Source organism: Microcoleus sp. CAWBG27, assembly GCF_020883145.1.
GTDB lineage: Bacteria > Cyanobacteriota > Cyanobacteriia > Cyanobacteriales > Microcoleaceae > Microcoleus.
This window is the reverse complement of record NZ_JAHREU010000016.1, coordinates 1-25,257: the sequence shown is the minus strand read 5'-3', so window position 1 is coordinate 25,257 and position 25,257 is coordinate 1. Positions and strand designations below refer to the sequence as shown.

23 protein-coding genes and 1 tRNA gene are annotated in these 25,257 nt (G+C 45.6%); 18 read left to right on the top strand and 6 right to left on the bottom strand.

Annotated features, from left to right (window positions below):
* Positions 1 to 125: 125 nt before the first annotated feature.
* The 7 genes from QZ938_RS11790 (at position 126) to QZ938_RS11760 (ending at position 9,270) form a co-directional block, all read left to right on the top strand.
* A complete protein-coding gene (locus QZ938_RS11790) occupies positions 126 to 833 on the top strand; it encodes an MIP/aquaporin family protein (protein WP_293349081.1) in 708 nt (235 codons plus the stop codon).
* A gap of 7 nt (positions 834 to 840) precedes the next feature.
* Complete coding sequence (arsH, locus tag QZ938_RS11785) at positions 841 to 1,494, top strand: arsenical resistance protein ArsH (protein WP_293349084.1); 654 nt, start codon at positions 841 to 843, stop codon at positions 1,492 to 1,494.
* A gap of 834 nt (positions 1,495 to 2,328) precedes the next feature.
* On the top strand, positions 2,329 to 2,724 hold the full coding sequence (gene arsC / locus QZ938_RS11780) for an arsenate reductase, glutathione/glutaredoxin type (protein ID WP_293142795.1): 396 nt from the start codon (positions 2,329 to 2,331) through the stop codon (positions 2,722 to 2,724).
* 272 nt (positions 2,725 to 2,996) lie between these two features.
* Positions 2,997 to 3,983 (top strand): arsenosugar biosynthesis radical SAM (seleno)protein ArsS, encoded by a 987-nt coding sequence (arsS, locus tag QZ938_RS11775; RefSeq protein WP_293349087.1) that lies wholly within the window; start codon positions 2,997 to 2,999, stop codon positions 3,981 to 3,983.
* Positions 3,984 to 4,398: 415 nt separating this feature from the next.
* Positions 4,399 to 5,127: a TVP38/TMEM64 family protein gene (locus QZ938_RS11770; RefSeq protein WP_293142801.1), complete on the top strand. Its 729-nt coding sequence runs from the start codon at positions 4,399 to 4,401 to the stop codon at positions 5,125 to 5,127.
* Positions 5,128 to 5,684: 557 nt separating this feature from the next.
* Positions 5,685 to 8,171: an ATP-binding protein gene (locus tag QZ938_RS11765; protein ID WP_293142804.1), complete on the top strand. Its 2,487-nt coding sequence runs from the start codon at positions 5,685 to 5,687 to the stop codon at positions 8,169 to 8,171.
* A 199-nt stretch (positions 8,172 to 8,370) separates the two neighbouring features.
* Entirely contained in the window at positions 8,371 to 9,270 is a 900-nt protein-coding gene (locus QZ938_RS11760; RefSeq protein ID WP_293349090.1) for a class I SAM-dependent methyltransferase, read from the top strand.
* 31 nt (positions 9,271 to 9,301) lie between these two features.
* Here QZ938_RS11760 and QZ938_RS11755 read toward each other — a convergent pair whose 3' ends face one another.
* Positions 9,302 to 9,502 (bottom strand): hypothetical protein, encoded by a 201-nt coding sequence (locus QZ938_RS11755; RefSeq protein ID WP_293349093.1) that lies wholly within the window; start codon positions 9,500 to 9,502, stop codon positions 9,302 to 9,304.
* A gap of 13 nt (positions 9,503 to 9,515) precedes the next feature.
* On the opposite strand from QZ938_RS11755, the gene QZ938_RS11750 reads away from it, so the two are divergent.
* The 10 genes from QZ938_RS11750 (at position 9,516) to urtE (ending at position 19,320) form a co-directional block, all read left to right on the top strand.
* Positions 9,516 to 10,235 (top strand): HAD family phosphatase, encoded by a 720-nt coding sequence (locus QZ938_RS11750; protein WP_293142810.1) that lies wholly within the window; start codon positions 9,516 to 9,518, stop codon positions 10,233 to 10,235.
* Positions 10,236 to 10,364: 129 nt separating this feature from the next.
* A tRNA-Ala gene (locus QZ938_RS11745) sits at positions 10,365 to 10,437 on the top strand.
* Between the two features lie 591 nt (positions 10,438 to 11,028).
* On the top strand, positions 11,029 to 12,357 hold the full coding sequence (urtA, locus tag QZ938_RS11740; RefSeq protein ID WP_293349096.1) for an urea ABC transporter substrate-binding protein: 1,329 nt from the start codon (positions 11,029 to 11,031) through the stop codon (positions 12,355 to 12,357).
* Positions 12,358 to 12,446: 89 nt separating this feature from the next.
* Complete coding sequence (locus tag QZ938_RS11735; RefSeq protein ID WP_293142816.1) at positions 12,447 to 12,575, top strand: hypothetical protein; 129 nt, start codon at positions 12,447 to 12,449, stop codon at positions 12,573 to 12,575.
* Positions 12,576 to 12,727: 152 nt separating this feature from the next.
* Positions 12,728 to 13,939, top strand: coding sequence for a transposase (locus tag QZ938_RS11730; RefSeq protein WP_293142819.1), 1,212 nt, complete (start codon positions 12,728 to 12,730; stop codon positions 13,937 to 13,939).
* 109 nt (positions 13,940 to 14,048) lie between these two features.
* The gene (locus QZ938_RS11725) at positions 14,049 to 15,203 is read left to right on the top strand and encodes an urea ABC transporter permease subunit UrtB (RefSeq protein WP_293349099.1); all 1,155 of its coding nucleotides are present in this window, start codon (positions 14,049 to 14,051) and stop codon (positions 15,201 to 15,203) included.
* A 26-nt stretch (positions 15,204 to 15,229) separates the two neighbouring features.
* Entirely contained in the window at positions 15,230 to 16,372 is a 1,143-nt protein-coding gene (gene urtC, locus QZ938_RS11720; protein ID WP_293349102.1) for an urea ABC transporter permease subunit UrtC, read from the top strand.
* 209 nt (positions 16,373 to 16,581) lie between these two features.
* Complete coding sequence (locus QZ938_RS11715; RefSeq protein ID WP_293142828.1) at positions 16,582 to 17,328, top strand: TIGR00266 family protein; 747 nt, start codon at positions 16,582 to 16,584, stop codon at positions 17,326 to 17,328.
* Positions 17,329 to 17,667: 339 nt separating this feature from the next.
* Entirely contained in the window at positions 17,668 to 18,417 is a 750-nt protein-coding gene (urtD, locus tag QZ938_RS11710) for an urea ABC transporter ATP-binding protein UrtD (RefSeq protein ID WP_293142831.1), read from the top strand.
* 204 nt (positions 18,418 to 18,621) lie between these two features.
* Entirely contained in the window at positions 18,622 to 19,320 is a 699-nt protein-coding gene (gene urtE / locus QZ938_RS11705) for an urea ABC transporter ATP-binding subunit UrtE (RefSeq protein WP_293142834.1), read from the top strand.
* 104 nt (positions 19,321 to 19,424) lie between these two features.
* Here urtE and QZ938_RS11700 read toward each other — a convergent pair whose 3' ends face one another.
* Positions 19,425 to 20,129: a pentapeptide repeat-containing protein gene (locus tag QZ938_RS11700; protein WP_293349105.1), complete on the bottom strand. Its 705-nt coding sequence runs from the start codon at positions 20,127 to 20,129 to the stop codon at positions 19,425 to 19,427.
* A 148-nt stretch (positions 20,130 to 20,277) separates the two neighbouring features.
* Between QZ938_RS11700 and QZ938_RS11695 the strand changes: the two genes are divergently transcribed.
* Positions 20,278 to 20,883 (top strand): hypothetical protein, encoded by a 606-nt coding sequence (locus QZ938_RS11695; RefSeq protein WP_293142840.1) that lies wholly within the window; start codon positions 20,278 to 20,280, stop codon positions 20,881 to 20,883.
* 123 nt (positions 20,884 to 21,006) lie between these two features.
* Here QZ938_RS11695 and QZ938_RS11690 read toward each other — a convergent pair whose 3' ends face one another.
* From QZ938_RS11690 to QZ938_RS11675, 4 genes are all read right to left on the bottom strand, one after another.
* On the bottom strand, positions 21,007 to 21,483 hold the full coding sequence (locus QZ938_RS11690) for a chemotaxis protein CheW (protein ID WP_293349108.1): 477 nt from the start codon (positions 21,481 to 21,483) through the stop codon (positions 21,007 to 21,009).
* Between the two features lie 142 nt (positions 21,484 to 21,625).
* On the bottom strand, positions 21,626 to 24,532 hold the full coding sequence (locus QZ938_RS11685; RefSeq protein WP_293349111.1) for a hybrid sensor histidine kinase/response regulator: 2,907 nt from the start codon (positions 24,530 to 24,532) through the stop codon (positions 21,626 to 21,628).
* 216 nt (positions 24,533 to 24,748) lie between these two features.
* Positions 24,749 to 25,066: a hypothetical protein gene (locus QZ938_RS11680; protein WP_293349123.1), complete on the bottom strand. Its 318-nt coding sequence runs from the start codon at positions 25,064 to 25,066 to the stop codon at positions 24,749 to 24,751.
* A partial coding sequence (locus tag QZ938_RS11675) for a hypothetical protein (protein WP_293349137.1) occupies positions 25,063 to 25,257 on the bottom strand: 195 nt, incomplete at its 5' end. The genes QZ938_RS11675 and QZ938_RS11680, both read right to left, overlap by 4 nt.

Sequence of the window (25,257 nt, the reverse complement as noted above, 5' to 3'; positions counted from 1 at the left end):
CTATTGGTTCGTAGTGAGGACTTCAGTCCTCTCCAAATGCGGACTGAAGTCCTCACTACGAACCTTGAGACTTGACGTATCAATTTTTTTTGATATGATGATTTGGAACCAATGAGTTGAGAGCGATGGGTGCAGCAGCAAAGAAGTTAGCTTTTGGCGAAAATCGAGATTGCAGTCGAGAAGCGATCGCGGAATGCCTCGGCACGTTTATTCTAGTTTTTGCAGGCACCGGCGCGGTGATGGTGAACAAAATTAGCGGTGGTGCTGTCACTCATTTGGGCATTAGTTTTGTATTTGGTGCAGTGGTAGCCGCGATGATTTATGCGATCGGGCATATCAGCGGCGCCCACTTTAACCCAGCCGTAACCTTAGGATTTTGGGCGAGCGGTTTTTTCCCAAAATACAAAGTTTTGCCTTACATTTTGGCGCAGTGTGCGGGGGCGATCGCAGCTTCCACACTGCTACTAATTAGCTTAGGAAAAGTGGCAAATCTCGGTGCAACTATCCCTCTTAACGGTAATTGGTTGCAGTCTCTAATTTTAGAAACAGTTCTGACTTTTATCCTGATGTTTGTGATTCTGGGCTCGGGGCTTGACAGGCGCGCTCATATCGGTTTTGCGGGGATAGCAATTGGCTTGACTGTAGGCTTGGAAGCTGCATTTATGGGGCCAATTACGGGAGCGAGCATGAATCCGGCTCGATCGCTCGGGCCGGCCTTAATTGGTGGCATTTGGGAACACCACTGGGTTTACTGGATTGCTCCGATTTGGGGCGCGCAGTTAGCCGTCGCTGTTTACCGACAAATATCTAACGGATTTCGGGATTTTCATTGAAAGGATTATGGCAAATTTCACGCACAAACCGAGAATTCTATTTTTATACGGCTCTTTGCGAGAGCGTTCTTACAGCCGTTTATTGGCGGAAGAATCGGCTCGAATTATTGAGGGTTTCGGTGCAGAAGTTCGGTTCTTCAATCCTCGGGAATTGCCGATTTATGGCAGCGTTCCCGATACGCATCCGAAGGTTCAAGAATTGCGGGAATTGAGCCTTTGGTCGGAGGGTCAAGTTTGGTCTAGTCCAGAAATGCACGGCAATATTACGGGCATTATCAAAAATCAAATTGACTGGATTCCTTTAAGTATTGGGGCTGTCAGACCGACTCAAGGTCGGACTTTGGCGGTGATGCAGGTTAGCGGCGGTTCTCAGTCTTTTAATGCTGTGAATACTTTGAGGATTTTGGGCCGCTGGATGCGGATGTTTACGATTCCAAATCAGTCTTCGGTTGCTAAGGCTTATCAGGAGTTTCATGATGATGGGACAATGAAGGATTCTGCTTTTCGCGATCGGGCGATCGACGTTATGGAGGAATTGTACAAGTTTACCCTGCTGTTGCGGGAGCACACTGACTATTTGACCGATCGCCACAGCGAACGCAAGGAACAAGCGGCCAAGGAGGCGATCGCGATCGCAAATCGCGCCCTGGAAGTTAATTAAGGCGATTCAAATCACGGAGAATCACCCGGCGATTGAAATCGCGGCTACACAGACAAAACCCGCCTCCGCGGGTTGAAGAATCAAGGATTTATCTTCAGTCCACGGAGGTGGACTTCGCTTGTGTAGCCGCGGTTTCCAACCGCCGGGGCCTTCACAAACAACAACCAACAACTAACAACCAACAATTAATAACTAACAAAAACCATGATTTAAATTACCCGGCGTTGAAATCACCCGGCGATTGAAATCGCGGCTACACAAACAAAACCCGCCTTCGCGGGTTGAAGAATCAAGGATTTCTCTTCAGTCCACGGAGGTGGACTTCGGTTGTGTAGCCGCGGTTTCTAACCGCCGGGACTCTCACAACCAACAAACAACAACTAACAACCAACAATTAATAACTAACAAAAACCATGATTTAAATTACCCGGCGTTGAAATCACCCGGCGATTGAAATCGCGGCTACACAGACAAAACCCGCCTCCGCGGGTTGAAGAATCAAGGATTTCTCTTCAGTCCACGGAGGTGGACTTCGGTTGTGTAGCCGCGGTTTCTAACCGCCGGGGCCTTCACAAACAACAACCAACAACTAACAACCAACAATTAATAACTAACAAAAACCATGATTTAAATTACCCGGCGTTGAAATCACCCGGCGATTGAAATCGCGGCTACACAGACAAAACCCGCCTCCGCGGGTTAAAGAATCAAGGATTTCTCTTCAGTCCACGGAGGTGGACTTCGGTTGTGTAGCCGCGGTTTATAACCGCCGGGGCCCTAACAACTAACAACCAACAAACAACAACCAACAAACAACAACCAACAACAAAAACCATGAAAAAAGTAATGTTCGTCTGCAAAAGAAACTCCTGTCGATCGCAAATGGCAGAAGGATTCGCTAAAACGATCGGCGCCGGCAAGATTGAAGTCACCAGTTCCGGTTTAGAATCAAGCAGAGTTCACCCGACAGCCATTCAAGTCATGTCCGAAATCGGCATTGATATCACCGATCAAACATCTAACGCCTTAAGCGAATTCAAAGCCGAAGATTACGACGCAGTAATTTCTCTGTGCGGCTGCGGCGTGAATTTACCCGAAGCCTGGGTATTGCGAGAAGTCTTTGAAGATTGGCAACTCGACGATCCAGACGGACAACCAATCGAAACTTTTCATCGCGTGCGAGGTGAAATTAAAGCACGAGTTGAGAAATTAGTTGAAACCCTCAAATAAGACCTCTACGACCTATCTGAGTGTAACCGAAAATGATGTGAGTTGTAGAATTACCCGGCAATTGACATCGCGACTACAGAAACACTCACGCGCCTGCGCGGGTTGAAGAATCAAGAATTTCTCTTCAGTCTGCGGAGGCAGACTTTGCTTTTGTAGCCGCGGTTTCTAACCGCCGAGGATTTGTCGCTTACCCAGAATTCGTGCTAAATTATCAGAGGCGTTCTCCAGAATGCCTCTACATTCGTTGCGAGCACCGACTAAAAATTTAGCACATGATTCAGACCGCAATCACACCTTTCAAAAACAAACTCAACTCAGCTTTAACTAAAAAGCCGATCGCAGTTTTACAAATTAATCTAGGGAAACGCTGCAACCTCGCTTGCACTCACTGTCACGTAGAAGCTAGCCCAACACGAACTGAAGAACTTTCCCCGGAAATATGCGAACAATTAATTGAAATCATTCGCCGTTTTCCTCAAATTCAAACTGTTGACCTCACGGGCGGTGCTCCCGAGATGCTTTACGGTTTTAAACCGCTGGCGGAAGCTGCTAGGGCGACAGGTAAAGAGGTAATTGTTCGTTCTAATTTGACGATTTATTTTGAGAAAGGCTTTGAAGATATTCCCGAATACTGCGCGCAACACCAACTCAGAATTGTGGCGTCGCTTCCCTGTTATCAAGCTGATAATGTTGACAAAATGCGCGGCAGCGGTGTTTTTGACAGTTCGATTCGGGCGCTGCAAAAGCTGAATCAGTTGGGATACGGAAAAAACCCAAATTTAATTCTAGATTTGGTGTACAATCCACAGGTGCCGACCACAGATAAGTTTTCGCTGACGGCGGAACAGGGCAAGTTACAGCAAGATTATCAGGTGTATTTAGCCGAACATTTTGGGATCTGTTTCAATCACTTGTTCGCAATTACTAATTTGCCTGTGGGACGGACTAAGTTTCATTTGGAACACAAAAAACTGCACAAGCCTTATCTGGAGTTTTTGGAGAATAATTTTAATCCTGGTACTCTGGAGCATTTAATGTGTCGGAACGAATTGTCGATCGACTATTTGGGCAATGTTTACGACTGCGATTTTAACCAAATGGAAAATCTGCCCGCGAAAACTGGCAGCGGGGAAACTATAACTGTTGCTAAATTGCTGGAATCTGGTAGTTTAGATGTAATTCAAGAGGTGCAAACTGCTGCTTATTGCTACGGCTGTACGGCGGGTAGCGGTTCTAGCTGCGGCGGTACGTTGATTTGATTTCAGGAGAAATTTGCGTTGATAGCAGTTTTCTATTGTGTGAAATACGGGACACGGCGCGGTACCTTTAATCGTGTTAACTTAAGTTCAAACTTAGTATCAGTCTTCTGTCTGGCGATTAAAGCCATATCCCCCCTAACCCCCCTTCCCAAGGGGGGGACAAGATTCCTCTCAAAGTCTCCCTTCTTAAGGGGGATTTAGGGGGATCTAGACTATGGTAAAAACTAGATTTATCAAGGTTTTCACACTTAATTTGAGACTACGAAAAGCAGTACCGTTCAAAGTCCCCCTTCTTAAGGGGGATTTAGGGGGATCTAGACTCGGGGAAAAACGAAAGATACAAAAGATTTCACACTTAAGTTGACACTACTGTGTCCCTACCCTACAAGCAATTTAGACTTAGGAGTTTAGGTAAATGAATGATTTGCGATCGCCCGATGAACAAAATCCACCACCATCAAATAAGTGGAAACTGTTTTTAGGGATTGGTTTAGCTGTGGCTTTGATTGTGGCGGCCAAGTTTTTCAATTTTCAAGGAATTCTGAAAAATGCCCTGGAGTCGATCGCCAATCTCGGCCCTTGGGGCCCCGCAGCTTTTATTCTAATTTACGTTATAGCAACAGTTTTATTTATCCCCGGTTCCTTGCTGACTCTCGGTTCTGGCGTTTTGTTCGGAGTTGTTGGCGGCACGGTTTGCGTTTCCATCGGATCGGTTTTGGGTGCTACTTGCGCTTTTTTAACAGGTAGGTATTTAACTCGCGATTGGGTTTCCAAACAGATAGCAGGTAATCTCAAGTTTCAGGCGATCGACTCCGCAGTTGCCTCTGAAGGATGGAAAATTGTACTGCTGACGCGGCTTTCGCCAATTTTTCCGTTTAATTTGCTCAACTATGCTTTTGGAGTCACGCAGGTATCTCTCAGAGACTATTTTTTCGCATCTTGGATCGGCATGATTCCCGGAACCGTGATGTATGTTTATATCGGTTCCCTGGCTGGTAGTTTGGCTGCAATCGGATCGCCAGGGCGATCGCGCACTACTGCTGAGTGGGCTTTGTACGGCATTGGTTTAATAGCAACGATCGCCCTCACCGTTTATGCAACCCGCTTGGCCAAAAAAGCTTTGGACGCAAAAATTTCTCCTTGAATCAATACCGCAAATTTGTCAAATTGTCAACAGGGATTTCACCCTACATTATAATACATTGCTAATTTAAAAAACTCCGTATTTTCTCTGTGTTATTTACAAGAATTTTGTTATAAAAACGAGATAGATATTAATGATATAGCAATTCTCAAGTGATTCAGGTCACAGATTGGCAATTCGTAAGATCACTGACAAGTACCTCACGAAAATTGACAACCACTATATCTTAAATCACTAATATCAAGTAAGCAAAGGGAAAGTCTGAATATCAAGTTGATGCTAAAACCGAATGCTATCGCGCGATCGGAATTTATTTGTGAAGTCAGAAATGTAATGCCATTTCTCTCAAACAACGTCACTGTAAACTCTGTTCTTCATCCCAAGATTAATCAGTCATTTTCAATTGTTTAATCAAAAATCTACAATAAAAGTGGTATAACCCCTGATTGGTATAACCAATCAGGACTCAAACCCTCACTATTTATCTAATATTAATTCTGCCGGATTACGAATAACAAATGCCGTTTGATCTATTAGACTCTCGACGAGAACATTTGATGATGCAAAACCCAGCAAATCAAGCCCGAACTGTGTCTGTGCAGCCGCCCCATCAAACAAAAAAGCTGCGCCGCTTGTGGCAAAAAATAAGTAATTCTGCTCAATTGCGGTGGCAGCAAGCGCACAGTCTTTGGCAGCACAGACGGCAGCGCCGCCATTTGCTGACACTACTAATACTGGGCAGCACGGCTTTAACTATTAGCACCACTGCTTGCATTAGCTATTTCGTAGTGCGCGGACTAATCCTCGACAATTTAAAGGCAATAGCACTATTAAAATTAGAAAAAGGCAGTGAAGAAATCGATAAGTGGCTCAGCAGTCGCAAAGCAGAAATAGAAACCATTGCTTACTCTCCTACTGTTCGCACTCTCGATTGGAAATTAGTTGAACCAATTTTGCAAGGAGAAACCTACAGGTTAAAAGAGTATTTCTTATTGTCATTAGTTCAAGCCGATGGATCGGTGCAGAACACTTTAGGCACTAACACCAACACCAAAGACCGCCAACACTTTCAAAAGGCAATGAACGGAAAGGTCAACGTTTCCGACCCGCTAATCGGACGCAGCAGCAAGCTTTCAACAATCATCATTGCAGCTCCACTTTGGGAATTGCCTCCCACTCCAAACAAAGTAATTGGAGTTCTTGCAGGCAGCATTAAAGTAGACCGAGTAGCCTCTGTAGCTAACAGCTTGCAGTACGGTTCTGACAGCTATGCTTTTGTGCTTAATTCAGCAGGAGTGCCAATTATTCATCCCAACAATAAATTAATCGGAACTATCGACCTGCCAGCCCCAACTTTTTTAAAATCACAAGACCCAGGATTAGCGGCAATTGCGCGCAATATGACCAGCCATCAGACGAATATCGAACTCGTAAAAATAGATGACAAATGGGTGTATGTAGCCTATGCTTCCCTCAGCGAAGTTAACTGGTCAATGGCTCTAGTAATTCCCCGCGAAAATATTGAATCCCAACTCCAAGCATTAAATTTGCTGACATCCGTCGTCGGCGGACTGCTCGTCCCGGCAATGCTAGCAGCAATTTGGCTAATTTACTCCTCGGAAAACAATCGCGTTCAAGCGGAGCGAGAAGCCATGCTAAACCGCATTGCCGGACGCATTCAAGATTCCCTAGAACTAGACATAATTGTGCAAAGTACAGTGGAAGAAATAGTTAATTTATTGCACCTAGAACGGGCGGCTTTTGGTTGGCACGAACCGCAAAATAAAACCTTACAAATTCTGTGGGAATCATGCGAATTTGAGTGTCCCAAAGAAGCGATCGAGTTCGATCCTTACTTTTCGGAAAATTCGTCAGTCCGCAGCGATAAATGCGAGCCAATTCTTCTGTCTAGCGACACTGGGTTCCAGAGTGCAAGTCAACCGATCGAACTTAAAGCTAATAGCTATTTAGCCGTCCATGTCCAGACTCACAACGAGCGGCAGGGTTATTTAATTTGCAGTCATGCTACCCATTGGTTTTGGAGCGGGGAGGAAATCCAATTGTTAAAAGCTGTGGCAGACCAACTGGCAATCGCCATCAATCAATCTCACCTTTACAGTCAAACCCAAGACCAAGTAAAACTGCTCAATAGTGCCTTAGATGAACTCAAAAAAACACAAACTCATTTAGTGCAGAGCGAGAAAATGTCATCCCTGGGTCAAATGGTGGCCGGGATAGCTCACGAAATCAACAACCCGGTTAACTTCATTTCGGCTAATTTGCCTCACACCACCAAATATACTAAAGATTTGTTAGATTTGGTGAGTTTGTACAAACAAACATTCCCAGAAGTGACTCCGGAAATCGAAGAGTTTGCCGAAGCAATCGAGTTAGATTTTATTGAGGAAGATTTGCCGCATATGTTGAATTCTATGAAAATAGGAACCGAACGCATTCGCACCATAGTTCTTTCTTTGCGAAACTTTTCTCGCCTCGATGAATCTGACAAAAAACTGGCGGACATTCACGAAGGTATCGAAAATACCTTGCTGCTGCTCTCCAACCGGATCAAGAATGGGATTTATATAGTCAAGAGATACGGAAAAGTGCCTTCAGTCGAGTGCTATCCGTCTCAGCTAAATCAGGTGTTTATGAACTTGCTGAGCAATGCGATGGATGCTTTGAACGAGATCGAGCGCCTGGATAAAATCATTACTATTTCCACGGGAGTAGTTCGACAAAATGGCGGTAAATTTCTGAAGGTGACGATTGCCGACAACGGCCCTGGCATTCCCGAAAGCATTCAAGACCAAATTTTTAACCCATTTTTTACTACAAAACCAGTCGGGCAAGGCACTGGTTTGGGATTAGCAATTAGCTACAAAATTGTAGTGGACGGACATGGCGGCAGTATCAAGATTGCTCAGCCTAAGGGCGGGGGGACGGAGTTTTTGATAAAAATTCCGATCGCGGAGGGGTATCAAGAGGCAAGCAGGAAGAGGGAAGGAACGCCACGGATGACTGCAACGCAGTTCAACAGTTGACAGTTGACAGTTGACAGTTGACAGTTTAAGAGCGACCTCTACCTACAAGGAAGAGGATTGGAATAATGAATAGTCTGATTTTAATTTCTACGCCCAAGGGAGAGGCTTTCAACCAATTCTTTCTGGCAAAGTAAATTTAGTGAATGCTAAGTTGGCTGGCTTTGGCTAAAATTAAAATAGTTGTTGTGCAAGGAGTTTTATGGCTGTTGGCAAGGATACAATTTTTGAACGCTTTTTGTCGCCTCTGATACGACTGGCGATCGACGAACAAGCACTGAAACGACTCTACGAAGGTATCGACTGGGAAGCAGCGGGCGATCGCCACCGACAACCTAACCTAGTTTATCCCGAATATTACAGCAGCCAAAACTTTCACGGCATCGAAGGCGGCTACCTCAACCCCAGTGCAGCGGTTTCCTACGATCCAATTACGCAATACGTTTTGCTTCCCCACGAAACAGTCGTCAGACAAGGCTTAATAGACGGTGTGCGGGTGAAGCCGCGCCGAATCATCGATTTGGGATGCGGCACTGGCTCAACCACGCTGATGCTCAAACAAGCCTTTCCCGAAGCGGAAGTTGTCGGCCTGGATTTGTCGCCATATATGCTGGTAGTCGCCGAAATGAAATCGCAAAAAGCCGGCTTAAATATTGAGTGGTTGCACGGAAATGCCGAAAGCGTGGCTTTTGCTGACGCCAGCTTTGATTTAGTTGCAGCTTCCTTGCTGTTTCACGAGACGCCACCTGCGGTATCGCGGGCAATTTTACGAGAAAGTTTCCGATTGCTGAAGGTTGGGGGACAAGTGGCAATTTTGGACGGAAACCAAAAAACTTTGCGGCAGACAGAGTGGCTGACTGATATCTTTGAAGAGCCTTATATTAAGTCTTATGCAACTGGTAGTATTGATGCTTGGGCGGGGGCTGCTGGATTCGCGGCGGTGCAAACTCAGGATTACTGGTGGGTGCATCAGGTAACGCAGGGTGTGAAACCTCTTCCTGGGGAAGATTTGGAACCGGTGCGGGCGGCGAAGGTTTGGAATCCGATCGATTTGGTTCCTGATTTGGATGGTGATTTACCGGGAATTCCAGCTTACAGTTGACAGTTGACAGTTGACAGTTAACAGTTGACAGTTAACAGTTGACAGTTAACAGTTGACAGTTGACAGTTGACAGTTGACAGTTGACGGTTGACAGTTGACAGTTGATAGTTGGTGTTCCGATTACCAATAACCAATAACCAATAACCAATAACCAATAACCAATAACCAATAACCAATAACCAAGAATCAATAACCAAGAATCAATAACCAATAACCAATAACCAAGAATCAATAACTAATGACTAATGACTCTAAAAGCAGTTTTATTTGATTTTAATGGCGTTATTATTAATGACGAGTCGATTCACGAGAAAATAATCGATCGACTAATGCTCGACGAAAATCTCCAACTCAAACGTGGGGAGTTTCGGGAAGTGTGCTTGGGAAAGAGCGATCGCACTTGTATTACCGAACTGCTGAAGCGCCGGGGACGATATCTGACAGAAACATACCTCGATCGCTTGCTACTTCGCAAGGCCCAAGCTTATCAGGAAGCAATCAATAGTTTGGAAAAATTGCCCATTTATTCAGATGTGGCAGAATTTATTGACAAAATTCGGGTTTCCGGACTAAAAATGGCGGTAGTTAGCGCGGCAATGCGATCGGATATAGAATTAGTGTTAGATCGATCGGGTTTGGCTGCCAACTTTGAATTAATTGTCGCAGGCGACGACTCGATCGCGAGCAAACCAGCACCCGACGGTTATCTGTTGGCGGTGGAACTTCTCAACCAGAAATATCCCGGATTTAACTTGCAAGCGATCGAGTGTTTGGCATTAGAAGATACTTTTGCAGGGATAGAAGCGGCAAAAAAAGCGGGGATTCAGGTAGCGGGAGTGACTCACACTTACCCGTTTCACATGATCCAACGCCAAGCTAATTGGACGGTGGACTATTTTGCGGATTTAGAATTGGACAGAATAGCCCAACTTTGCTCGATCGCCCCCACTCCACCAACAGCATAAAACACTTGACGTTTTTAGCAGTTACGTGCTAACGTAGTTGACTGTCTGCCAAAGTCAATACAAATGCGACCTGTAAGGCTTTGAGATTCGGCAATCGGGCATTTAAAATGCTAAATTAAAAGTCAATCAGGGGAATTAGCTCAGTTGGTAGAGCGCTGCGATCGCACCGCAGAGGCCAGCGGTTCGAGTCCGCTATTCTCCATATATCAGTGGAATGTTGACCAAAGAAGACGATTCATTACTCGAATCCTCTTTCTTGTGTCTAGGTAGATGTCGCTGTTGGCTGTCAACCGCTCTGGCTGTTGCTATATTTGTAGAAAGGGCGATGTGCATCTGCTTTGATATTTGGCTATGAGTTTGCCATTACCCGATTGCTGCCACGTCTCATAACATCAATAACGTCTTTGTCTACAAAAACCACCGGGTTTCCAACTTTAGACAGATTGCTGAAAAGACGTATATACGTTAGTAAACCTCATTTTTAGCGCAGTTATACCAATTTAATGGGTCGTTGCATATATCTCGATCCCCCTCGCATCCCCCTTAAGAAGGGGGACTTTGAGAAGAATCTTGTCCCCCCCTTATTAAGGGGGGTTAGGGGGGATCAGATTCTACGGGGCCTCATAAAAAATTGGTATTACTATCAATCCACACAAAATCAAGATTTTGTCAATCAATAATAAGTTTTGTATCTAAAAGTACAACAGTCTTCTAAAGCGAGTCTTAATATCAAGTCGCTATGTGTTATTATTCTCAATCATCTGACAGAGCTATTCAGGAGTAACTAGAAAAAATGACAAAGCGATTCGATCGGCGGAAATTTCTCTTATACAGTTCTGCTACCCTCACATCAAGTTTATTTCTAAAAGCTTGTAGAACTCCCACTCCAACCGCAACCCCAGCCGCTTCTCCCACAGCAGCAGGAACTACACCAGCAACACCAGCAGCCAGCAGTGGGAACACGATCAAAGTAGGAATTTTGCATTCCTTGAGCGGCACAATGTCAATCAGCGAAAAAAGCGTTGTGGAGGCCGAACAATTAGCAATAGAAGAAATCAATAAAGCTGGTGGCGTCCTCGGAAAACAAATCCAAGCAATCGTAGAAGACGGCAACTCAGACTGGCCGACTTTTGCCGAAAAAGCTAAAAAATTGATCGATCAAGACAAAGTTGTCACCGTCTTTGGCTGCTGGACATCCGCCAGCCGCAAAGCAGTGTTACCAGTATTTGAAGAAAAAAATCATATGCTCTGGTATCCCGTACAATACGAGGGTCAAGAGTGTTCCAAGAATATTTTTTATACCGGGGCTGCGCCGAACCAGCAAATCGAACCAGCAGTTGACTGGCTGCTGCAAAATAAGGGCAAAAAATTCTTCTTAGTCGGATCGGACTACGTTTTTCCTCGCACCGCAAACACTATTATCAAAGCACAGCTAGCAGCCAAAGGTGGCGAATTAGTTGGCGAAGATTACATACCTTTGGGCGGTACAGAAGTCACGCCAATTATTACTAAAATCAAGGCAGCTTTGCCCGAGGGTGGAGTCATTTTCAATTCCCTCAACGGCGACAGCAACGTCGCATTTTTCAAACAGTTGCAGGGCGCAGGTTTGGGCCCGGACAAATATCCGTCAATGTCAGTCAGTATAGCAGAAGAAGAAGTAAAGGCGATCGGCGTAGAATATCTCAAAGGCCATTACGCCGCCTGGAATTACTTCATGACTGTGGAATCTCCGGCAAATAAAAAATTTGTGGAAGCTTTCAAGGCAAAATACGGCAAAGACAGAGTGACTAACGACCCGATGGAAGCAGCTTACATCATGGTTTACCTGTGGAAGCAAGCCGTCGAAAAAGCAGGAACACCAGACGATTTGGAAAAAGTGCGGGCAGCAGCTTTGGGTCAAACTTTTGACGCCCCGGGTGGCAAAGTAACCCTGGAAGTTAACCATCACCTTTCTAAATTTGTGCGGTTGGGCGAAGTGAGAGAAGATGGTTTGTTTAACATCACTTTTGCTACGCCAGAAGCCGTGAAGCCGATTCCTTGGAATCAGTTTGTCGCTGAAACCAAAGGTTTTTCCTGCGATTGGTCTGACCCCGCAAAAGGTGGCAAATTCAAGACACCATAAGTAGCCAAGACCAATTTTATTAATTAATGTTGGCAACAGATCTTCGATCGCCCCTAACCTCCCATCAGGGAGGGGGGGGGACAAGATCTTTGTTTCAAAGTCTCCCTCCCGCAGGCAATCTAGGGCGATCGAGACTTCGCCAGCAGCGCTATTATACGGGTTTTAGCTGGCACAGCATTCATCCCCATTATACTTGTACTCAGGTTAGTGTGGGATGAATGCGAGGCAATGAGGAATTGACCGACGAGCAATATTGAACGCAGTTCAATCAGCGATGTCGGTCGATGACGAATTGCCAATCTTGGGTATTTGTAGCGAATCAAGAGTTACACAATTATGGTAACATAGTAGCAATAGGAGGTAGAAATAAATGAGGACAGCATACCAGTATAAATTACGCCCAAATAAGCAACAAGCAATAGAATTAGATAGATGGTTGTCTATGCTTTGCGCTCAATATAACTATTTGTTGGCAGATAGATTTAACTGGTACGAACAAAATCGTTGCCCTGTCAACGCCTGTCCTCTGCTTTGTAACCTTCCAGAATTACGGGACAATCCCGATTACTACAGTCAAAAGAAAACACTGCCCGAGCTGAAGAAAACTCATCCTTGGTATAGCGAAATTTACTCACAAGTTCTACAGGATACTGTCAAGAGAGTCAAGGTAACTTTTGACAGATTTTTGAAAGGTGACAGTAACGGGAAGCGTAGCGGTAAACCGAGGTTTAAGTCTCGCGATCGTTACAGAACTTTTACTTATCCTCAGATGAAGGATGGATGCTTGCAAGGCAACTTAATCAATCTTCCGATGTTGGGAAAAGTTAAAGTTATTTTGCATCGTCCCGTTCCGAATGGTTTTAAAATCAAAACAGCGTCTATTACAAAAAAGGCTGACGGTTACTATTTAACTCTCAGCCTGGAAGATGCGACAGTTCCAACAATTAAACCCGATTTCAATCCAGAGTTAATAACTGGTATTGATGTTGGCTTAAAGGAGTTTTTGACAACTTCTGAGGGTGAAACTGTTGCCATACCTCAGCATTACCGTAAGTCTCAAAAACGTTTAAAAGTTATTCAAAAACGTGTTTCCCGTCGGAAAAAAGGAAGCAATCGAAGATTAAAAGCGGTGAAACAGTTAGGCAAGCGACATAAAAAGGTTGCCGATAAACGCAAAGATTTTCATTTCAAAACAGCTAACAACTTGTTGAAAAAATATGATGTTGTCGCGGTTGAAGATTTGAATTTCAAAGGACTTGCACGTACATGGTTGGCAAAATCTGTCCTTGATGCCGGATGGTCAAGCTTTCTGTCGATACTAAAAAACCAAGCCGAAAATGCTGGTTTATTGGTTGTCCCAGTTAAAGCATCTGGCACCAGTCAAGATTGTTCCAATTGTGGCGAGAAAGTACCTAAAAAACTGCATGACAGATGGCACGACTGTCCGCATTGTGGATGTAGTCTTGACCGCGATCTTAATGCGGCAATAAATATCAAAAACAGAGCGGTAGGGCATTCCGTTCTTAAAGCTCATCGAGTATCCGAAGCAATAGCTGGATTTGGTGAGAAGCCTACACGCTAACTGTACGAGCGTCAGTGTAGGAGTATGTCACTTCTAAGTTGAGACGAATGAAATAAAACCCACCTCTACAAAAAATATTTATTGTACCTAAAAAGTAAGAGGAAAACAAGTGGCGATATTGGATGGTTTATTTAATGGCATAAGCATCGGCGCTGTTTTGCTAATTGCAGCGCTGGGATTAGCGATTATTTTTGGGCTGATGGGCGTGATTAATATGGCTCACGGCGAGTTGATGATGTTGGGCGCTTATACAACTTTTGTAGTGCAGAATGTCTTCAAAGGTATGGGAGAATTTGCCTTTGAAACTTATATTTTATTTGCAATTCCCCTCGCTTTTTTAGTGGCGGCATTAGTAGGATTAATTCTCGAACGAGGGGTGATTCGCCATCTCTACGGGCGGCCGCTAGAAACTCTGCTGGCAACTTGGGGCGTAAGTTTGATTTTACAGCAGTTTGTCCGCAGCGTCAGTTGGGTTTTGGTAACGGGAATTGCGGTGTTTTGTTTGCTGTTTTTTGGCGGCTTGCAGGTGCTCAAGCGGCGCCCCGATTTCGATCGCACTCGCAGCACATTTATCGCCATAATTTTGCCTCTGTCTCTCGGGATTTCGTGGGCGGCGAGCGCATTTTTAGCACAAACTTACCAACTCGCAGTAACTAAACCTTGGTTTGGCGCTCAAAACGTTGATGTGACTGCGCCCGGATGGCTGCGCGGCGGCATACCGCTGGGAACTTTTCAGTTACCCTACGCCCGACTTTTTATTATTGCGCTGACAGGCATTTGTTTGGTGGGAATTTACCTATTTTTGCAAAAGTCTGTGTGGGGATTGCGGATTCGTGCTGTGACGCAAAATCGCAGCATGAGTGCTTGTTTGGGAATACCTACCGAACAAGTAGATGCGCTGACTTTTGCTTTGGGTTCGGGATTGGCTGGTGTCGCTGGGTGCGCGATTAGTTTGATTGGTTCTGTAGGGTCAAATACCGGACAAAATTATATAGTCGATACCTTTATGGTGGTGGTTGTGGGCGGTGTGGGCAAGATTATGGGCAGTATAGTTGCTGCAATGGCGATCGGCACTGCAAATTATCTCATCGGATCGGGAACACTTGCATTAATGTTTGCTCCTGTCAAGCCCTTAGCTGATTTCTTCACATTTTTCGCCACCACCAGCATGGCAAAAGTGATGGTATTCGCCTTAATTATGGCTTTTCTGCAAGTGCGGCCGGGAGGAATTTTTCCGCAAAAAGGGCGCACTGTTGAGAATTAAAAACTACAGCTTTGAGCGGCAAAAAAATGAAGAATACAGAAAAAACGGCTCTGTTCAAAGAAGCAGCAATTGTAGGGGCGATCGCCCTAATTGCGATCGCGATCGTCCCAGGAATACTTGCTGACGCTCGTCTCAACCAATTGGGACGATTTTTAGCACTAGCGATTGTAGCTCTCGGTATAGACTTAATTTGGGGATATACAGGTTTGCTCAGTCTGGGACACGGCGTATTTTTTGCGATCGGTGGCTACGCCTTCGCCATGCACCTAAAACTGCAATTCCCCCCAAACACCAGCAGTCAATTACCCGAATTCATGAACCTCTACGGTGTCACTGAACTCCCCTGGTTTTGGCAACCATTCTATTCATTTCCCTTCTCAGTCCTCGCAATATTCATCATCCCCGCCATCTTGGGCGGACTTTTAGGTTACTTAGTATTCCGCAACCGCATTCGAGGCGTTTACTTTTCAATTCTCACCCAAGCAGCCACAATTGTATTTTTCAACTTCTTTAACGGTCAGCAAAAACTGATTAACGGCACCAACGGACTCACCGACTTTAAAACCCTGTTTGGAGCCACAGTAAACGGCAGAGATACTCAATATATTTTCTACATTCTCACCGTACTATTTCTAGCAGCAACTTACGCCCTCTGCCGCTGGCTGACAAGCGGGCGTTTCGGGCGCTTGCTATTAGCAATTCGCGACGACGAAGTGCGCCTGCGTTTCTCCGGCTACAATCCCACAGGATACAAAGTTTTAGTATTTGCAATTTCCGCAGGCTTGGCGGGGATTGCAGGCGCATTATTCACCGTACAAACGGGAATTATTTCGCCAAAGGCAATGGATATAGCATTTTCCATCGAAATGGTAATTTGGGTAGCAGTAGGAGGTCGCGCCACATTATCAGGAGCAATATTGGGAGCGCTGCTAGTCAACTTTGGCAAAAGTTTCTTGAGCGAACAATTCCCCGAAGTATGGCTATTTTTCCAAGGCGCGCTATTTTTAATAGTAGTCACAGTCTTGCCAGACGGGTTAGTCGGATGGGTGCAATATCATGATTTTGAGCCAATTCGCCGCTTGTTCAGAAAACCGAAGTACGTATCTACTTACCCCAGCCTGGAACAAGACCCCGAAGTACAGCACGAAAAAGAAGAACTTGAACATTGATTGCAAAAATATCGTGTATATATAAGTAGGCGGATATAAATAAATGTCACCCGGAAGAGAGAAACGAAGCAATCGCCATAGACTTGAGACCAGCTTTCGGAGCGGCTCGCTTCGTTAACATGACTCGCTCCCCAGATGCAATATATATGTCCACCTGCTTAGATATCAGTAGCAACCAGCTTCGTTTTTTTAAATTTGAGGGGAAACGTATGGCAGATATTATTGACTACAAAATCTACGGCGACGATTTGCAACTCATCGAGATTGAGCTCGACCCCAAAGAAGGCGTCAGGGCTGAAGCTGGAACCATGACATACATGGAAGGCGACATCCAAATGCAAACATCCACAGGTGGGGGCCTATTTCAAGGTTTCAAGCGGATGCTGACAGGAGCGGGTTTTTTCATTACCACCTTTGTCAACGCCGGAAATCGCAAGGCCCGCGTCGCTTTTGCCGCCCCCTATCCGGGTAAAGTTATTCCCCTCGATTTAGGCAAACTTGGCGGTAAATTTTTGTGTCAAAAAGACTCATTTCTCTGTGCCGCCAACGGGATTGAAATTGAGGTAGCTTTCACCAAGCGGCTGGGTGCCGGTTTCTTTGGCGGAGAAGGCTTTATTCTGCAAAAATTACAGGGTAACGGGTTAGCTTTTGTTCATGCGGGAGGAACAATAGTTGAGAAAAATTTGGGAGTTGGCGAAGTGTTGCGGGCGGACACTGGTTGTTTGGTCGCTTTTGCGCCGACTGTAGATTACGATATTCAGTTTGTGGGCGGCTTTAAAAATGCTTTATTTGGTGGCGAAGGCTTGTTTTTAGTCAAGCTAACCGGGCCGGGTAAAGTGTATTTGCAAAGTTTGCCGCTCTCGAAGTTGGCTGAGCGGATTATGGCTGCAAATCCAGCTCCTGTAACGAGCACTTCTAACAGTATTTCGCTTGACTTTATGAGCAATCGCGGCTAGTGCTGATGTAGGGTGCGTCAGCCCGCAGATTTTTGGGTTGTTCTAAATACTGTTGGCTGACGCACCTAGGACGTTAAAATCAGGATAACCAGTTATATCATGTCCGGTCAGTTATCATAACAATCAAAGTTTGTAGTGCGGACTTCAGTCCGCATAATGCGGACTGAAGTCCGCACTACGAACATTACTTATTGCGGTCAATCGACCGGACATGATATTAAGCAAGGTGCGTCAGCCCGCAGATATTTCGCCTTTTCCAAAGACTGTTGACTGACGCACCCTACAACTACAATTAAGGAAAATCAAGAAAAATCAGTTGTATATTGCGTAATTAAAGTTATGAAGGGAAAAGTATTAGAGATAGAAAATTTGACTGTTAGTTTTGATGGTTTCAAAGCCATCAACGGTTTAAATTTCAGCATGGATGCGGGGGAACTCCGAGTTATCATTGGCCCTAACGGTGCGGGGAAAACAACTTTTCTCGATTCGATTACTGGGAAGGTGCAGCCGACGGAAGGGCGAGTGATATTTAAGGGGAAAAATTTGCGCCAATTGTCGGAGTATCAGATTGCGCGTCTGGGTATTGGCCGCAAGTTTCAAACGCCGCGAGTTTACTTGAATTTAACGCCGCGCGAAAATTTGGAGCTATCTTGCAACGGCAATAAAAATGTATTTCCAACTCTGTTTAAGCCTGCTCCTGCTGCTGAAAAGCGCACGGTGGCGGGTTTGTTAGAAACTATTGGTTTGGTTGCTAAGGCTGATGTTTTGGCTGGTTTGCTTTCTCACGGGGAAAAGCAGTGGTTGGAAATTGGGATGTTGGTGGCGCAATCTCCTGATTTGTTGTTGGTGGATGAGCCTGTGGCGGGTTTGACTGATGAGGAAACTGTGTTAACTGGAGAGTTGCTGATTTCGCTGGCAGAAAGTCATTCGGTGTTGGTAATTGAACATGATATGGAGTTTGTGCGGCAAATTGCGCGGCAGGTGACGGTGTTGCATCAGGGTGCTGTTTTGTGCGAGGGAACGATGGATGAGGTGCAAAATGACGATCGCGTAATTGAGGTATATTTGGGAAAACCAGAAGATAGTTGACAGTTGACAGTTGACAGTTGACAGTTGTCATATCATGTTCTGTAAATTAACCACAAGATTTGTAAGGGCGGGTTTACCAACAATCTTTCATTCTCACGGACAATCTACATAAACCCGCCCTGGCGACAAAATTTGAGCGCGGTAATTCAACGGACACGATACAAATTATCAATTACCAATTACCAATTACCAATTATTAATCATATGCTGCAAGTTTCTGATTTGAATGTTTACTATGGCGAAAGTCACATTTTGCGCGGTGTCGATTTAAGTGTCAATGCGGGGCAAATGGTTTGCTTGATCGGCCGCAATGGTGTTGGCAAAACTACTATGCTAAAAACCTTAATGGGCTTGCTGCAACCTCGCAGCGGCACAATTAATTTTGGCGGACAATCTATTGTCTCTAAGTTGACTCACCAGCGGGCTAAATTGGGGATTGGTTACGTGCCTCAAGGGCGCGAAATTATTCCGCGTTTGACTGTGAAAGAAAATCTATTACTAGGTTTGGAAGCGAAACCAACTCTGACCAAAAATCCTGAAGTTCCTGATGAGATTTTTGATTTGTTTCCGGTTTTGAAGACTATGCTCGATCGCATGGGGGGCGATTTGAGCGGGGGACAGCAGCAGCAGTTGGCGATTGCTAGGGCTTTGATGGGTGAGCCGAAGTTGCTGGTTTTGGATGAACCGACGGAGGGGATTCAACCTTCTATTATTTTGGACATTGAGGCTGCGGTGCGCCGCGTGGTTGCTACTAGGGGAATTTCGGTTTTGTTGGTGGAGCAGCATTTGCATTTTGTGCGGCAAGCTGATTGGTATTATGCTATGCAGAAAGGGGGAATTGTGGCTTCTGGAAGCACTAGCGAGTTGAGTGATGAGGTGATTCAGCGGTTTTTGGCTGTTTGATGTCGAATCAATAAGACTCGGCGGTTGAAACCGCAACTACACAAACGAAGTCCGCCTACGCGGACTCAAGAATGAAGGGGATATTCAAGCTGGATTTGATGTTATTAATTTTTCCGACCGTCGGGCATTGTGGTGCCGGCCATGCTGGCTCGATCGATACTAGCGCCATCTATATTAGCATTCCGGAGGTTCGCATTGGACAGATTTGCGTCTCTGAGGTCGGAAAATCGCAAGTCTGCACCGTCTAGATTGGTTCCTGTCAAGTTGGCTTTGCGGAGGTTGGTGTTGCTGATTCTCGCTCCGATTAACTGGGCTCCGCTTAAGTCTGTGCGGGCCATATTGGTGTTGACAAAATCTGAGATCTCGAAGGTGCTACCGCTGAGGCTGGCGTCTGAGAAATCTGCTCCTGTGACGATCGCATTTTTTAAGCGTATGTTAACTAATTTTATAGCTCGGAGGTCGCAACGGACGCAGCTTTGGGTTAGCAACAGTGTTTCGACGTTGGCGTTGATTTGGTCAATTTGTTGCTGGGAGAACCTTTCGGCAAATTCTGGGGAGACGTAACCGAGCTTTTTGGGATCTTCTGCTTTTGGTTGGGGTGTTGGTGCTTGGGGTGTTGGTGGTTGACTTGTCGGTGGTTGAGTTGTCGGTGGTTGGGGTATTTGTGGTTGGATTATTGATGGTTGAGATGTTGGTGCTTGGGGCGTTGGTGTTTGCCCGATCGCCCGATATTGCAGCCCCACCTTCGGATATTCTAGAGTGGCGGCAAAAATTAGCAGGGCGATCGACAATATTGTGATTTTTTTCATAGATAAATAACTTCTTGCTTGCAAGAATACCATTTACAGCAAATTCTATGTAAAGATGGTACACTCAATCGAGTATATTAAGCCAAAAATAAGACATTCTTGATTTAAGCTAAAAGTTTTACGATATGCGATCGCAAATAATCAACCTATGCCTTACAGTAAATTCACACTCAGTAAAGCTGTAGAGGATTTCAATCTTACTATTATTGAAGGCGCGCGTTTCTTACCAGAAATTGCCCCAGTCACTCCTAGTCCTTTACTTCGGGATACTCTGAAAGAAACGATTCCCTGGGCGATCGCAGTCAGCAGTGAAAAAGCTCGTTCTGAGGGGATTATCAATCCTGTGTTGCTGGAAGTCAAACGGCAGCTTCAAGGGCAGATTAGCGTTTTTTCCGGCGAAGAATTCAATGTAGAACCGGAGGCTGAACTCACAGGCTATGTGGACTTTCTCCTAAGTCGTTCCCCGGAACAACTATTTATTAAAGCCCCTGCGGTTGTCTTGGTGGAAGCCAAGAAAGAAGACCTTAAACCAGGTTTGGGGCAATGCCTTGCAGAAATGGTTGCCGCTCAACGTTTTAACCAACAAAAGCAACAGCCGATATCGACTATTTACGGAACCGTAACTAGCGGTACAGTTTGGCGGTTTCTTAAACTAGAAGAGCAATGCGTATCTATCGATCTTACTGATTATTCTCTGCTTCCGGTTGAGCAAATTTTGGGCTTCCTCGTTTGGATGATGACTGAAAATTGCTAAAGCAATCCTAAATTATTTGTATAGTTTCTTGTAGGGGCAATCCCCCCGTGGTTGCCCTTAGCTACTGGGGTAGGCACCGGGGCACTACCCCTACAAATCTTCATGAATTTTACGGTTGCTATATTAGGTTGGGCTAAATAGATCCAAATTTAGATAAAAAACTTCGGAACCGTCAGGCGCGCGAATTAATTTTTCTATTACCGGAGGCAGTTGCTGTTGGCGGTACAGTTCGGGAATTTCACAGAAGCTTTCTTCGGGAATTTCCAAAATCTTCGGCATATCAGGAATGGGAATTCCCAATCGATCGCTTTTATTTAAGCTGCAAACAATCAGGTAGTTGCAGTCAGCAATACTCCGACTGCTGGGAAATATTTTAGATAAATTAATCAGGGTAATTAGTTCTTCTTGGTGCCGCACTAAACTTTGACCGCTATCTAAAAAACCGTAGGGATTAAAGTCTTTGACAACGCGCTGCACTTTTTCTATAGGAACCGCATAATTAACGTTCCCAAGTTCAAAGGAAACAAGTTTTCGAGGAGCAGTTCTGGAAGTGCCTTGTTTCTTACTGCGAAAGCGGCGATTGTAATTGGCGTGAGTCATTCGATTTTGGATTTTAGATTGGTAATCTACTCGTTACCAGGCACAGCCTGGGAAATAGTAAGTTTTTCTAGGTATGTTGTTGCGCTTCAGCGCTCTTTGTATATATATGAAAGAGCGCTGAAGCGCAACAACGTACCTTTATTTAATTTTTGATTAATTTTGGTATTGCTTCTAAAAGTTGAGATTCGCTATAAGGTTTCGTGAAATATTGATTGGCGCCTAATTCCATTGCCATTTGTCGGTGTTTTTCGCCGCTGCGGGATGTCAGCATGGCTACGGGAATCTTAGCAAACCGCTGGGTCGATCGCATAGAGCGCAATAATTCAAATCCATCCATCCGGGGCATTTCAATATCGACAATCGCCAAACTGCAATCAAGACCATTTTGCAGCTTTTCGAGCGCATCTAAGCCGTCTTTAGCCTGAACTACGCGGTAGCGGGCGCGAGTCAGCATCAGAGACAACAACTGCCGAATTGTATAGGAATCGTCTACTACTAAAATCTGGGGCGACTGACTCGAAGTCGGCGCCACTTGTGGCACTTTACCAGACACAGGGGCGATCGAACTATTGGATAAAGGTTGACCCACCAAATCATCCACATCCAAAATAGTTACAACTTTACCGTCCCCCAAAATCGTACTCCCCAAAACCCCGCGAGGCTTGGATAGAGGCGGCGGCAAAGGTTTAACCACAATTTCCTGCTGGCCGATCAGGCGTTCCACGGCCACGGCCAGCATTCCTTCGGTAGAAGCCAAAACCAAGACGGGAATGTGATCTTGAGTCAAAGGATCTGGAGAGGGGCCATCGGGCCCGACGACGCTGTATTCGAGCAAATCTTGCAGTCGCACCAAACGAATAAATTCATCCCGCCACCACAGCATCGGCTGATTGCCGGCGGTGTGAACTTCCGAAGCTTTAATATGCAGAATTTCCTCGACTGCATCTAGCGGTACTGCTATTTTATTGCGATCGGTCTTTACCATCAAAGCCTCAGTAATTGACAGCAACAATGGCAGTTTGATGATAAAACTCGTACCTTTTCCCAGGCGAGAATCCACCTTCACAGTCCCTCGCACAGTCCGCAAATTTGTTCGCACCACGTCGAGTCCGACTCCCCGCCCGGAAAGGTCGCTCACTTCCTCAGCAGTGCTAAAACCGGGCCAAAATAGAAAATCATAGAGTTCGGCAATGGAAAAGTCTTGGGCTTGTTCTTCCGTCGCTAAACCCTTTTTAACTATTTTGCGGCGAATGATTTCCGGGTCAATACCTTTGCCGTCGTCGGCGATTGTAATAATAGTTTGACCGCCTTGGTGGCGGGCTTCTATTTCAATTTGACCGCTGGCGGGTTTGCCAATTGCTTGCCGAACTTCGGGCATTTCGATGCCGTGGTCAAAAGCGTTTCTGACTAAATGTACTAAGGGATCGCGCAAAGCGTCGAGCAAACTTTCGTCAATTTTGGTATCTCTTCCTACTAACAAGAGGTTGACATCTTTATCGTAGGTGAGGCACATATCCCGAAGCGCCCTCGGTAAGTGGTCTACGGCGCGACTGAAACTCACGACTCGCAACTGCATGACGCGGCTGCGAAGTTGTTCGGTGATGCGGCGCAGTTGGTCGGTACTGCGCTCGAATTTCATTGCTAAGGTGTCTAATTTGGTGGCGGATTGAGAAATTGCTTCGGTGGTTTCGATGACTTCTGCGGCTGTCGAGTGGAACTCTGTATAACGATCCATCTCTAAGATATCGAAGTGATTGTGGTCGATCGAGGATTTGCCGTTAGCAATCAGTGGAAATTCTGTTTCAGATCCTGCAAGTTTTCCTAATCCCGAATTGCCGTTTCCCCCTTTCCAGTCTGCAAAACTCAGTCTGTCGTATTCTTCGCGCAACTGGCCGCCGAATTGATTTAAATCTACGATACTGCGGCGAATTCGCTTGACTTCGCCGCGCAATTCGGATTCTTGAAGTTCCAAATTTGTACGGTTGATGACTAATTCCCCGACTAGATTCACCAATTCGGTCAAGCGTTCTAAGTCTACGCGGATTGTTGGTCGCTGCGGGTTGGGGACTGAAGATTGAGTAGGGGCGGTGGATGGTGCGTGCCCGCCCTGAGTTTTGAGTATTTTAGGGGCGGTGTCCCCGTGCCCGCCTTGAGTTTTGAGTGCTGGTTTCTCCAATTCCTCCAATTCCTCCAATTCCTCCGATGCTGTCGGTTCTTGCTGGTGGTTTGGGGGTGGGGGGGAGATTTGGGGGAGTTCGTTAGCGCAGCCCTCGAAGAGGATCGCCCTTCCTTCCAATAGTTGCCCTCGTGCGGTTTGCAAATTTTGGGCGATCGCCCAACCCTCGGACTGCAACCGCTGTAAAGTCAAATCTGGAGAGTCGATCAAATCTCTGAGGGGTTCAGCGACTTTCCCAAAATCCGGCAATTGCAGCATTCCAGCCAAGCCGGAAAGTTGGTAATAAACCTGGTTGAGGGCGGTGACGCTTTGTGCTAAATCTGCCTCGGAAGCTTGGGAAAGTTCGGTTTCTAGGCGATTGAAGATTGGCGGCAATTCGTGTTCAAAAATCAGTTTCAGGGTTTCCGGGGCTGCCGATCGACTGGCTGCGGGGACTGGTGGCGGCCCCGGCTTGCCGTACTTTGCCTCGAACTGGGCGTGAATTTGGGCGATCGCCTCCAGGTTTTCCGTTTGATCGGGAGTGCTGACATCCGAGTGCCCGATCGCTTCAATCGCAATCTTTTTGAGAGTGTCCACCCCTTGCAGCAAAACAGTTATAGTGACCGGTTCCAGGGCCGACAAGTCCGTGCGATCGCGCAAAATGACAAAACAGTCCTCCAGCGTGTGAGCCGCCGCCGACACGTCTTGAAAGCCCAACATTGAACCCGCACCTTTAATCGAGTGAGCCGCCCGAAACATTTCTTTAACAGCCGCTTGTCGCTGTTTCAAATCGGCAGCTTCCATCGCCAGCAGGTGAGTCTCCATTGACTGGAGAAACTCTTGGGTTTCTGCGGTAAAAGCATCTATTAATTCGTTTAAATCATCATCATTCATATATAGCAGTGGACAGTTGACAGTTGACAGTTGACAGTTGACAGTTGACAGTTGACAGTTGACAGTTGACAGTACGGGAATCCAACCATTTATGCTTAACGGATATCGGCTCTATTCATCAGGTTATTTATGTCCGCGCCCGATATGGCAGTTGGTATAAATATGAATATCGGCACCCAGTAGTTTTGAACTATTACCGATAACCTCGGTTTTTTATTAATCCTTTGAACTGAACGAACTTTCTTTCGTTATTGGCGATCGCAATCCAAGCTGTTGCCGGACTGCTTGTAATGATTTTCCTCTTTTTGCTTTCGGGCGATCGCTTGGAAGCGGCACATCGGAAGCGGAAATTATTGGCTTTTTTAGAGCAGCGAGAAATAAGTTTAATTCTTCTTGAAGTTCTTCGACTAATTCTCCAAAAGGTGCGGTTTCTTTTTCGGCGCAGGCTGCGATCGTACCCATATCGTCATAATACACCGTGCGAATTGTGTAGCCAGCATCCTCCAAAAATACTCGATAATCCCAGTTCATCATACTTCTTCCTCTTCCCCTTGAAATATATATTTATTCCCAGGCTTGGCAGTAATGTGATCTATACCGACAATTTTAACTTGCTCGTCAACCATAATAAGATTGGTTTGTAGTGAGGACTTTAGTCCGCATCTAAGAAAGGACAATTTTAACTTGCTCGTCAACCATAATAAGATTGGTTTGTAGTGAGGACT